This window comes from Dyadobacter jiangsuensis (assembly GCF_003014695.1).
GTDB lineage: Bacteria > Bacteroidota > Bacteroidia > Cytophagales > Spirosomataceae > Dyadobacter > Dyadobacter jiangsuensis.
On sequence record NZ_PYAS01000016.1, the window covers coordinates 174,221 to 186,795 of the forward strand.

8 protein-coding genes are annotated in these 12,575 nt (G+C 52.6%); 5 read left to right on the forward strand and 3 right to left on the reverse strand.

Annotated features, from left to right (window positions below; translation table 11 throughout):
* The 5 genes from CLV60_RS28040 (at window position 1) to CLV60_RS28060 (ending at window position 8,794) form a co-directional block, all read left to right on the forward strand.
* Window positions 1–3,207, forward strand: coding sequence for an efflux RND transporter permease subunit (locus CLV60_RS28040; protein ID WP_106598714.1), 3,207 nt, complete (start codon window positions 1–3; stop codon window positions 3,205–3,207).
* On the forward strand, window positions 3,197–4,630 hold the full coding sequence (locus CLV60_RS28045) for a TolC family protein (protein ID WP_106598715.1): 1,434 nt from the start codon (window positions 3,197–3,199) through the stop codon (window positions 4,628–4,630). Before CLV60_RS28040 ends, CLV60_RS28045 begins: the two co-directional genes overlap by 11 nt.
* 150 nt (window positions 4,631–4,780) lie before the next feature.
* Window positions 4,781–6,250: a glycoside hydrolase family 28 protein gene (locus CLV60_RS28050; protein WP_106598716.1), complete on the forward strand. Its 1,470-nt coding sequence runs from the start codon at window positions 4,781–4,783 to the stop codon at window positions 6,248–6,250.
* A 17-nt stretch (window positions 6,251–6,267) separates the two neighbouring features.
* Window positions 6,268–7,089, forward strand: a complete 822-nt coding sequence (locus CLV60_RS28055; RefSeq protein WP_170118881.1) for a ThuA domain-containing protein — start codon at window positions 6,268–6,270, stop codon at window positions 7,087–7,089.
* 208 nt (window positions 7,090–7,297) lie between these two features.
* The gene (locus CLV60_RS28060; protein WP_106598718.1) at window positions 7,298–8,794 is read left to right on the forward strand and encodes a choice-of-anchor I family protein; all 1,497 of its coding nucleotides are present in this window, start codon (window positions 7,298–7,300) and stop codon (window positions 8,792–8,794) included.
* A gap of 79 nt (window positions 8,795–8,873) precedes the next feature.
* On the opposite strand, the gene CLV60_RS28065 is transcribed toward CLV60_RS28060, so the two are convergent.
* Genes CLV60_RS28065 through CLV60_RS28075 form a run of 3 tightly spaced genes read right to left on the reverse strand, consistent with a single transcriptional unit; the run spans window position 8,874 to window position 12,478 of the window.
* A complete protein-coding gene (locus tag CLV60_RS28065; protein WP_106598719.1) occupies window positions 8,874–9,743 on the reverse strand; it encodes a lysylphosphatidylglycerol synthase transmembrane domain-containing protein in 870 nt (289 codons plus the stop codon).
* Between the two features lie 3 nt (window positions 9,744–9,746).
* A complete protein-coding gene (locus CLV60_RS28070; protein WP_106598720.1) occupies window positions 9,747–11,414 on the reverse strand; it encodes an ArnT family glycosyltransferase in 1,668 nt (555 codons plus the stop codon).
* Window positions 11,415–11,422: 8 nt separating this feature from the next.
* Window positions 11,423–12,478, reverse strand: coding sequence for a glycosyltransferase family 2 protein (locus CLV60_RS28075; protein WP_229211161.1), 1,056 nt, complete (start codon window positions 12,476–12,478; stop codon window positions 11,423–11,425).
* Window positions 12,479–12,575 lie beyond the last annotated feature (97 nt).

Sequence of the window (12,575 nt, forward strand, 5' to 3'; positions counted from 1 at the left end):
ATGTTTAATCAATTCATACGACGACCTGTATTCGCGATTGTGATATCGGTCATGATAGTCTTTATCGGTGTACTGGCTATCAAGAAACTGCCTATCTCGCAGTTCCCGGACATTGCTCCTACCACTGTTAACATCTTTATCGCCTACCCGGGGTCGAGTGCCGACGTGTTGGTAAAATCCACGCTCATTACGCTGGAACAGGCGATTAACGGTGTTCAGGATATGCGCTATATTGCTACCGACGCCACCAGTGCCGGTGAAGCTACATTAAGGATCATCTTCGAACCCGGTACCGACCCGAACGACGCCGTGATCAGGGTAAAAACGAGGGTTGACCAGGTAATGCCGCTTCTTCCGGAACTCGTTCAGCGGGAAGGGGTAATTATCACGCCTATTCAGCCGAGTATGTTGATGTACGTCAACCTGTACTCGAAATCGAAAAGCATTGACGAGAAATTCCTCTTTAACTATGCTACCGTCAAAATGATCCCTGAAATTCAGCGGACCAAAGGGGTAGCGCGTGCACAGATCCTCGGTAGCCGCCGTTACGCGATGCGCGTATGGCTCAACCCCGACCGCATGCGTGCATACAGCATTTCGGTAGAAGAAGTAATGAAGTCGCTGGCCGAACAAAGTATCATCGGTCGTCCAGGCCGTATCGGACAAAGCTCCGGTATCGCCGCACAGTCTTTGGAATATGTATTGACTTACAAAGGACGTTACAGCGAGCCGAAGGAATACGAAGACATTATCATCCGCGCCAACAAGGAAGGTGAAAGCATTCATTTGAAGGATATCGCGAAAGTGGAACTCGGTAGCGAATTCTTCGATATTTACTCCAACCTCGACGGCAAGGCTTCTGCCGCGATCGTTTTGCGCCAGAACTACGGTAGTAACGCGAGCGACGTAATCGAGGAAGTGAAGAAAAAGCTCGACGTTATGAAAGAGTCGTTCCCTCCCGGTATCGACTACAAGATCAGCTATGACGTTTCCCAGTTCCTCGACGCATCTATCGAGCAGGTAATCGACACCCTGCGTGATGCATTTATCCTCGTGGCATTGGTAGTATTCCTCTTCCTGGGCGACTGGCGCTCAACCCTGATTCCGATCCTCGCGGTTCCGGTATCATTAGTCGGGGCATTCTTTGTGATACAGGGCTTTGGGCTATCCATCAACCTGATCACCCTGTTCGCATTGGTATTGGCGATCGGTATTGTGGTCGATGACGCGATTGTCGTCGTCGAGGCCGTCCACGCCAAGTTTGAGGAAGAACCCGGCATAACGCCTTACAATGCGGTGAAAAAGGTACTTTCCGAAATCAGCGGAGCGATCATCGCGATCACCGCGGTCATGGTGTCGGTATTCGTACCTATCTCGTTCATGTCGGGCCCTGTGGGCACATTCTACCGCCAGTTCTCCATTACCATGGCCAGCTCTATCGTGATCTCCGCGTTGATCGCCTTGACGCTTACGCCGGTATTGTGTGCGATGCTTTTGAAGAGCCACCATGGCCACGCAAGAAAGAAATCCATCATGGACAAGGGGATCGATGCATTCAACCGAGGTTTTGAAAAACTCACCGGCCGATATGTAGCATTGCTGAACAGGATTGTGGCCCGCCGTTTGGTGACATTCCTCGTTCTGGGACTATTCTGTTTCGGTATTTACTGGGCCAACTCGATTGTACCGGCAGGTTTTATCCCTAACGAAGACCAGAGTACGATCTACGCGATCATCCAGACACCTCCGGGATCGACTTTGGAAAAAACCAATGAAGTATCGCGTCGTCTGCAAAAGATATGCGAGGAAGTGGAAGGTATCGAATCGGTATCATCACTGGCAGGTTACGAGATCATGACGGAAGGCCGCGGCTCCAATGCGGGTACCTGTCTGATCAACCTTAAACCATGGCACGAGCGTGACCACAACGTGAAGGAGATCATGGAAGAGCTGGAACACGCTTCGAAAGGTCTCGGTGCGACGGTCGAATTCTTCGAACCACCAGCGATTCCAGGTTTCGGTACCTCCGGCGGTTTCTCGATGCGTCTTTTGGATAAAAATACAGACACCGATTACCAGGAGTTCGACAAGATCAATAAGGAATTCCTGGAAAACCTCGGCAAACGCAAAGAGCTGACCGGTTTGTTCACCTTCTTCGCTGCGAACTATCCGCAGTACGAACTGGAAATCGACAACAAACTGGCGATGCAAAAGGGCGTATCGATCGGGAAAGCGATGGATAACCTCAACATCATGATCGGTAGTACGTACGAACAGGGCTTTATCAAATTCAACCAGTTCTTCAAAGTATACGTACAGTCTGATCCACAGTTCCGCCGGCTTCCAACCGACCTTCTGAAACTGTTTGTGAAAAACGAAGCGGGCGAAATGGTGCCTTACTCGTCGTTCATGAAACTGAAAAAGGGACAGGGACCTAACGAAATCACGCGTTTCAACCTCTATAACTCGGCGGCGATCCAGGGTCTTCCTGCGAAAGGCTACACCACTGCGGAAGCCATCGCGGCGATTCGCGAAGTATCCGCCAAAACGCTTCCGAAAGGTTACGATATCGCATTCGAAGGTCTTTCGTACGACGAATCGATCCGTGGAAATGAATCGGTAGTGGTATTTGCGATTGTATTGGCATTCGTGTACCTGGTACTGGCAGCACAATACGAAAGCTTCATCATTCCACTTGCGGTGGTATTCTCACTCCCTGTCGGGGTGTTCGGATCGTTCCTCATGCTGAAACTGATGGGCCTCGAAAACAACATCTACGCGCAGATCGGTCTGATCATGCTGGTCGGGCTCCTGGGTAAGAACGCCGTATTGATCGTGGAATTCGCAGTGCAGAAGCGTGCCGAAGGCGCCACTATCCTGGCAGCAGCCATTGAGGGAGCCAGAGTACGTTTCCGTCCGATCCTCATGACCTCGTTCGCATTCGTAGCCGGTCTGATCCCGTTGATCATGGCCACCGGCGCCGGTGCAATCGGTAACCGTACCATCGGTTCGTCCGCAATGGGTGGTATGTTGTTCGGTACGGTCTTCGGGGTCATCATCATCCCGGGCTTGTATTACATATTCGCCAAAATGGCTGATGGCAGAAAACTCATCAGAGACGAAGAAGACAGCTCACTGTCCGAAGGATTCGTACATGCCATTGATGCTTTCCCAACTTCAGAAGATAAAGACGAACATGCGAAATAAGAGAATATTGAACTGGGCCGGTATCGCGCTTATGGGGCTGACCTACCAGGCCTGTAACATCCCGACACTGCCCCAGAAAACGGAAAACCGGGCGGTACCTGTGAGCTTCAATGGCTCACAGGACTCCACCAACACTGGTAAGGTAAGCTGGAAAACGTTTTTCACGGATCCCAACCTGAATGCGCTGATCGACACGGCGTTCAAGAATAACCAGGAGTTGAACATTACCATGCAGGAAATCGCGATCTCGCAAAACGAGATCCAGGCGCGCAAAGGGGAATACCTGCCGTTCGTAGGCCTGCGCGGCGGAGCCGGCGTGGAAAAAGCGGCGCGTTACACCAACATCGGTGCCAGCGAAGCGACTACCGATATCAAACCGGGCAGAGAGACGCCCGATCCGCTCCCCGACGTAAACATTCAGGCAGTGGCACGCTGGGAAGTCGATATCTGGCACAAGCTGCGCAATGCGAAAAAAGCGGCGGCAACGCGCTACCTGTCGTCGATCGAAGGCAAGAACTTCATGATGACCAACCTGGCGGCGGAGATCGCGAACTCCTATTACGAACTGCTCGCGCTGGACACGCAGTTGGCCATCATCCGCCAGAACATCGATATCCAGAACAATGCATTGAAGATCGTGCGCATGGAGAAAGAAGCGACCCGCGTAACCGAGCTGGCCGTACGCCGGTTCGAAGCGCAGGTGCTCAAAACGCAAAACCTGCAATACGGTATCCAGCAGCAGATCATCGAAACCGAAAACCGGATCAACTTCCTCGTCGGACGTTACCCGCAGCCGGTACAGCGCAGCAGCCAGGGCTTCGAAAACCTCGTTCCAAACGTGGTACAATCGGGTATCCCTTCTCAGCTGTTATCGAACCGTCCGGATATCAAACAGGCGGAACTCGACCTGGAAGCGGCGAAAATTGATGTGACTGTGGCGAGGGCGAACTTCTACCCGTCGCTGGGATTGTCGGCGAGCCTGGGTTTGCAAGCCTTCACGCCGATTTACCTCGCCCGCGTACCCGAGTCGATCATGGGCTCGCTGATCGGCGACCTGGCTGGTCCGGTGATCAACCGTTACGCAATCCGCGCGGGTTATGCCAACGCGAATGCGCGTCAGATCCAGGCGATTTACAACTATGAGCGTACCGTTTTGAATGCGTACATCGAAGTCGTGAACCAGCTTTCGAACATCAGCAACCTCGAAAAAAGCTTCGACCTGAAAACGAAAGAAGTGGAAGCACTCAACCAGTCGACCACCATTTCGAACCGCTTGTTCGCCTCGGCCCGTGCGGATTATATGGAAGTATTGCTAACCCAGCGCGACGCACTGGAATCGAAATTCGAACTGATCGAAACCAAAATGAAGCAGATGAATGCCATGGTGAATATTTACCGGGCACTCGGAGGAGGCTGGAATTGATAGATTAACTTAGGATGTGGTTTTTTGGTAAAGATTCCCCCGGCCTTCGGGGGAATCTTTATTTTTTGCAGGTAATTCCACCACAAAATCAGCTTATTACGGGGATTTGAATGAAGTAACCGTTCGTACCAATCCAATCCCCTTTTTACTATGAGCCTGAAAAATTACCTGATCCTTGCCCTGCTGACCATCACCTGCCTGCCATCGCAGGCCAAAGACTACCGCACCTCGCTTTTCGGCATCCATTCCGACGGCATTACCCTCAATACCCGCTCCATTCAATACGCGATCGACTTCATCTCCCAGAACGGAGGCGGCCGGCTGGTGTTCAACGTGGGCCGCTATCTCACCGGCTCCATCCATTTGAAATCCAATGTAACGCTCCACTTCGAAGAAGGCGCCGTGCTTCTCGGCTCGCTGAATCCCTGGGATTATGACAAGAAAGTGTGGACCGCCATTGTTTTTGCACACGACCAGCAGAACATCGGCATTACCGGCCAGGGTGTAATCGACGGCCGCGGCCGCTACATTGCCCGCAATATCGTGGACATGATCCACAAGGGCCTCATCAAGGATCTCTTCCGGCAGGATCGCCCCGAAGCCGAAACCCGCCCCGTACTCGCGTACATACGCAACTGCGAAAATGTGAATATCAAGGGCGTGACTATGCAGAATTCGTCAAGCTGGGTGCAGATTTACGACCAATGTAAGAATGTCGCGATCGACAGCATTACTGTCGACAGCAAAGCCTACTGGAACAACGACGGCATCGACATCGTGGATTGCGACGGCGTGACGGTCACCAACTCTTTCATCGATTCGGACGACGACGGTATTTGCCTCAAATCGCACGATGCGTCCAAAGTTTGCAAAAACATATTGGTCAGGAACTGCACCATCCGTTCGAGCGCCAACGGGATCAAGTTTGGAACGGCTTCGTATGGCGGTTTTAGTAATGTTAAAATTTATAATGTAAAAATCTTCGACACCTACCGTTCGGCCGTCACCCTGCAAGCGGTGGATGGCGGTTTTGTGGAAAATGTGATTGTGGATAGTTTGAAGGCCTATAATACCGGGAATGCGATCTTTTTGAGAATTGGAGAAAGGATGAAAGGGAGGAAAGGGAGGATGGAGAATGTCTCGATTTCCAATATGTATGTGGAGGTGCCTGCCACCAAACCGGATGCGGGCTACGAATATGAAGGGCCTATCGAAGACATGCCGCGGAACATTTCGCCATCCGATATTGTGGGCATGCCGGATGCGATCATTACCAACGTCACTTTGAAAAACATTGAAATCAAAATGCCGGGTGGCGGCAACCCGATGTTCGCGAAAATCGGGCTGGATGAACTGGATAAGGTGCCGGAAAAGCCTACATTCTATCCCGAGTTCTCGATGTTCGACGAGCTTCCCGCGTGGGGCCTGTACATACGCCACGCGAAGGATATTAAAGTCAGCAATCTCACATTATCCTGCGAAAAGAAAGACTACCGCACCGCCATCGTCACCGACGACCTCCACGGCGCAACGTTCGAAGGAATAAAAGTAACGCAGCCGGGCAATTCAAAAAATTACATTTACACCCATAAATCCACAGGTATTGTGACCAAGAAATGAAACCTGTTTCCAGGGGTATGGTTTTAAAAATACTGTCCGCAGTGATGATCGTTATGGCTGGCGCAGCCGGGTACGCATTGCATTCCATGCGCTGGCTGCCCTGGCAGAAACCGGTATTCGATAAAGCCATTCCGGCGAATTGCGTAGCCGCTACCGACAAAGCCATATTGATCTTTTCCAAAACAAACGGCTACCGGCACGCGTCCATTGAAGCGGGTGTGAAGGCTATTAAAGAAGCGGGCCAAAAGCGCGGGTGGGAAGTGGTAGCAACCGAAAACGGCGCCTACTTCCATGAAATCTGCCTGAAATCCTACCGCGCCGTCGCGTTCCTCTCTCCCACCGGCGACTTCCTGACCGACGAACAGCAACGCGCATTCGAACAATACATTGAAAACGGCGGCGGTTATGCGGGCATTCACTCCGCCGCCGACTGTGAATACGAATGGGACTGGTACGGCACGATGCTCGGTACACGTTTCCGGAGCCACACGTTTTTGCCCTACCCTATTCCAAAGGCAGAGATCGTGACCGAACCCGGCTTGCATCCTGCGATCGACGGCCTCCCAGCCCGCTGGTCGAAGAAGGACGAATGGTACAATTTCCACGAAAGCGTGCGCGGGAAATCGGGTTTTCAGATTTTATTGACCATCGACGAAAGCACCTACCCCGCATTCTGGCCCAAAGCGATGCGGGGTGATCATCCCATTGCATGGTCGCGATCAATGGGCAAAGGAAGGATGTTCTACACGGCCATCGGGCATAATGCATCCACATACAGCGATCCCACCGCAATGAGACATATTATGGGTGGCATCGCCTGGGCGGCTGCGCTGAATTAACTAGAGTGCGAAAGAGGAAACCTACTGCCCCGCTGTTTCCGCAATATCAAGCAATTGTTACCCAAATATTAACCAAAGTACTGATACTAAACCCTTTTGAATATAAAATCGCGCTCCGCATTAACATTCTGTTAAGTCTCCACACACGGCGCCCCTGCGTTTTGCTACGTGAGTATTTTTAGTTTCCAAAAACTACTCACAAATCAAGATGCAAAAGAAATCTCTACTGGCGTTGCTGCTCGCGGCAGCTCTCATGAATGGGTGTACCGACCATTTCCCTCAGAACTCGGTGCAGGAAGACCCTTCGATGTTCAAGGAAGTGGCGAGTATGGACCTGGGTAACCTGGCGGCGGCTGAAATCTCCGCCTATGACCCTGCTACCAAAAGACTTTTTACCGTGAACAACGAAAAGGCGGCTATCGTAGATGTGCTCGACCTTTCCGCATTCCCGGCCATCACCAAACTGCAACCCATCGACGTTTCGGCGCTGGGAGGCGTGGCCAATAGCGTGGCGGTATCGAACGGCAAACTCGCAATCGCGCTCGAAGCGACTAACAAACAGGCCAATGGCAGCGTGATCGTACTCAATACCAGCACATTGCAAGCGATCAAGCAGATCACCGTCGGCGCATTGCCGGATATGGTGACTTTCAGCCCCGACGGTCGCTTTATTGTGACGGCCAACGAAGGCGAGCCGAATGCCGATTATAGCGTCGATCCGGAAGGATCGGTATCCATTATCGATATTTCGAACGGTTACAGTGTCAAAACCCTCACTTTTGAAGCATTTGAGAGCGATTACAACACGTTGGCAGCGAAAGGTTTCCGCAAGTTCGGCCCCAAGGCTACTTTTGCACAGGACATTGAACCCGAATATGTGGCCATCTCCGACAATTCCCAAAAAGCATTCGTGACCTTGCAGGAAAACAACGGTGTGGCCGAAATTGACCTGATCAATGGCAAAATACTGAGCCTTCATGCCCTCGGCACTAAAGACATCAGCTACATTCTCAACTCCCTCGATCCTAGCGACGACGATAAGAAAGTCGAACTGAGAAACTGGCCGATCAAATCGTTCTACCTGCCCGATGCGATCTCCTATTTCACGGTGAACGGCACCCCATATGTGATCACAGCCGACGAAGGTGACGCCCGCGAATACAGCACGTTCGATGAGCAAAAACGCGTAAGCTCGCTCAAACTGAACCCCGTATATTTTCCGAATGGCGACGAACTGAAAAAGACTTCGAATCTCGGCCGCCTGCGCGTGACCAGCACGCGCGGTGACTTTGAAAACGACGGCACGTACGAAGAACTTTACAGCTTTGGCGGTCGTGGTTTCAGTATTTTCCACGCCGCCGATATGAAGCGTGTGTACGAATCGGGTAACTCGCTCGAACAGGAGGTGATCAAGGCCGGTATTTACGACGATACCCGCTCGGACGACAAAGGCGTTGAACCGGAAGGAGTTACCGTAGGATGGATGAACAGCAAGCCGGTGGCATTTGTGGCTATGGAGCGTGTAGACGCCGTGGGCGTTTACGACCTTAGCAACCCGGGTGCTCCACAGTTCCTGCAAATCATCAAAACGGGCGATGCTCCCGAGGGCGTACTATTCATCCCCGCGGACAAAAGCCCCAACGGCAAAAGTCTGCTCGTGACGAGTAATGAAGAAGATGGTACCGTGAAATTCTTCCAGCCGTAATTCATTTGTCACGCTGAGCGTAGTCGAAGCGCGGCGCAGAACCGCGCTTCGACTGCGCTCAGCGTGACAATAAAAAGCATCATTCCGAAACTACCTTCGCGCCGCGCTCCGAGCGTTCTCCTATCACCAATGCAGCACCGGTGACAGCCGTCGCAGTAACGATAATGTCAAACAACACACTTACGGTCACAGCGATGGGTTCCGAAACGCCCAGCAATACAGAGCCGCGCAAATACACGAGCTCCCGCACGCCTATTCCGCCGATGCTGAGCGGGAACACCGTAGCGATCGAGGAAAGCAGGAAAAGCAATGCATAGTCGGCCCAATGGTCGGTTTCACCCATAGAATAGAGCAGAAAACCCGTACAGATGATCTGAAAAACCTGTGTGCCGAGCGAAAGCAGCAATATGCGCCCCAGTACGGAAATAATGCCCGGCAACCACTTTTTGGCGCTCCACCAAAGTACACCAGCGCCGGGCAAGGCCAATGCGGGTATGGCGAACACGAGTGCATTGTGGTAGAACCGGGACATGCCGATCACACCGGCCAGGAACCCCAGCATGACAAAGCCGATGATACGGTCCCAGAGCAGAATGCGCGTGAGCAGCATCGTACCCTGTGCCGGAAAATGCTGTTTCAAACGGAGCAACTTATAGGCATCACCGCCCAACCCGCCAGGCAGGAACATACCGTAAAACATGCTGATCCAATGCAGATGCAGCCCGCCGTAATGCGACAGCCCTACTTTGTGTGCTTGAAGGATGGTTGTGAGCCGTACCGCCGCAGTAACGCGGGAAGCCAGGTAAGGCACAAATGCCAATGCCAGCAGCAACTTATCAGCCTTTCCGATGGCCTGCGATACACTTTCCAGGTCAATGCGGCTAAAAACCCACCAGAGGAGCGCGACCGTGATGGAAAATTTCAGCAGCCATTTCAGGTATTTCATCATGCGTCAGTCGCTTTTCAAATGCACGAGACCGATATGCTTGCATGCTTCCAGCCGGGTCCGGGGGTTGATAAAACCGGGTTTTAGTTTGGTTGTATCAAAATCGAGGTAACGATACGCCTCACGCGCCCGTAAGCCTCCTGCCTGCTGCAATGCGAATATCTCGTCGACCGGCCCCACTACCCAGAAATCCTTCCGGGATACCAGCGCCGCCGAATCGGCCTCGGTGTAAAAATACCCGGAATAGTAATTCAGCGTGGGACTTTCCCAGTTCATGACGAAAATATTGTTCTCTTCCAGGCCGATATCCCTGATTTTACCGGCAATGTGCTGCCCGGCCTGGTACCTCTGCAATTCGTAGTAGAAACTGCCGTTCATCAGCACATTCACCAGCACCGAGGCGCTCAGCGAAATGCCGATCAGCCGGTGCGGCCAGCCCTTGGTCGCGCGCCATTCGTAGAACACCAGATACAGCGCAGGTACCACCAGCAGGACAATGGCATATGCCTTCACCGGAAACAGGTAGAGGTTGATCAACAACCCCAACAGGATCATCACGACCGCCACGAACTTTTGCATACCATTCAGCACCTTGCTCTCCGTACTTTCCGCATTCACCTTTTCAAGCTCGCCTGCAACAAGGATCGCGAAGAAAGGAAAGAGGATGTTAAGGTAATGCGGTAAGCGGAAATTGGAAGCTGAAAGAATGCAGAACATTACGACTATCGTGGTCCAGCTGAGTATCTCGCCATTTTTTTCCGGAGAAAATCTTCTTTTAATTAACTCAAAACCCCTTTTAAAAACAGCCCAGTAACCAAGCAGGCACCACGGCAAAAGCGCCCACAGCAGCGAATGAAAAAACAGGAATGGATCGTTCCCCCCAGCGCTTCCCCAGTTTACCCCGTTGAGCCGCTCGGTATTCTGGTGAAAAAGAATAAATGCCACCCCGGAGGTCCGGCTCATCCCGCGAATGACTTTGCCGGGATGCAGATCATACTGCAAATAATACGAATACAGCACCGGACTGATGAATACAAAAAAGAGCGGTATCGCCCATATCCATTTCAGCGAAAACAAAAACCGCCAGTTGCGGGTATAAAGCAGCTGCGAGCCCACCGCGATCACCGGTACCGCCGCTCCCGACATGCCCTTCGTCGAAAACGACAGTGCCAGCACGGCTGTGCCGGCGATGAGCATGGCCGGTTTCAGGGTAAGCGTGTACTCGTAAAGCAGCCAGGTGGCGGTGATGATGAATGAAAGCAGCAATGCGTCCATTCTGACGTCATTATGGGCGAGAATATAGGCCTGGGTCGAGACGAGGATCAGCGCGGCGTGTATTCCGGCTTGCCTGCCGTAAAGCCTCGATGCCAGTCGGAATGTGGCGTAAATGCCCGGAATCGCCAGCAGCAGGCTCGGCAGTTTGTACGACAACGTACCTATTCCAAGCAGCATATCCCCCAACGCCGAGAGCCAGAAGAGCAAATGCGGCTTGTCGAGATAGTCGCGGCCGCGGTCGATGAGGCTCACGTAGTCGCCCATGACGTGCATATGCATGCCTATGAGCGCGTGATGCGCGCTGTCGTTATCGAAAAGCGGCAGCAGCAAGCCCAGGATGTAAATCGAGAGGATAAGGCCGGCATAGAGGTACCGGATGTAAGGCGGATGTGTTTGCATAAAAAATTTCAGAATCTCACAGGCTCGCTCGTTCTGCGCTCCTGTTTGGATGTGTGGCCATTCCGGATAACCAGTTCAGCAGCCCCCTCGATAATCTCCCGGATCGTATAAGGTGTTTTGCCGGAGCCTTCGTAATAGCTGCGCATGAGCATTTCGGCGATCAGCCCCATGAGTATGATCACAGTGCCAGTCATTGCGAGCACGAGCCCAGCCATCGTTCCGGTAATCCCTGAAAACAGGTGGATCAGCTGCCACAACAACAGCAGCACACCGGCAGCCAACAGGCTCCCGCCCAGTGCCCCGAAGAGGTGCATGGGCTTTCTCATCCAACGCTGCATGTACACCATCAGGAGCAAATCGCCCAGCACCCGTGTGGTGCGGCCGAGCCCATATTTGGATTTTCCGAAGCGGCGTTTGTGGTGGCGCACAGGCATTTCGGTCATGCGGGCGCCGGTGATATTGCCCAGCACGGGAATAAACCGGTGCAGTTCTCCGTATAGCCCGAGGCGTTCGGCTGCCTCCCTGCGGAAGACTTTCAGCGTACAGCCGTAGTCGCGCAGGTGCACGCCCGTGAGGTTGCGGATCATGGCATTGGCCATACGGCTGGGCAGTTTACGGAGCAGCCAGCCATCGAGGCGGTTGGCGCGGTAGCCTGCTACAATGTCCCAGTGGCCGCTGCGAGCGTGTTCGAGCATTGCCGGAATGTCGGCCGGATCGTTCTGAAGATCGCCGTCGAGGGTCACAATGTATTCCCCCGAAGCATGGGCAATTCCGGCGGCCATGGCGTTGGTCTGCCCGAAGTTGCGGGTCATCACGATCACCTTCAAACGCTCGTCACGGGATTGTTTCAGCATGTTTACGGTGTTGTCGGTCGAGCCGTCGTCGACCGCAATGATCTCGTAATTGAAGTTTTTCAGGGTATCGCGCACCGCATCGAGCAAATGGGGTACGTTATCCTGCTCGTTGAAAAGTGGGATGACAACTGAAATTTGGCAACCGTGTTTTTTCCGTATTTCAGGAAACAAATCATACGATGCATGCAGCTCGAAAAATCCTTCCATCATAATCGAAACAATATAGTTGGTTGTTGATGTAGCCGGGCCGAAGCCTCCTTCCCCGGAACATTGAAGATAATGGCCAGGTTTGCATGTTTTTTAATAC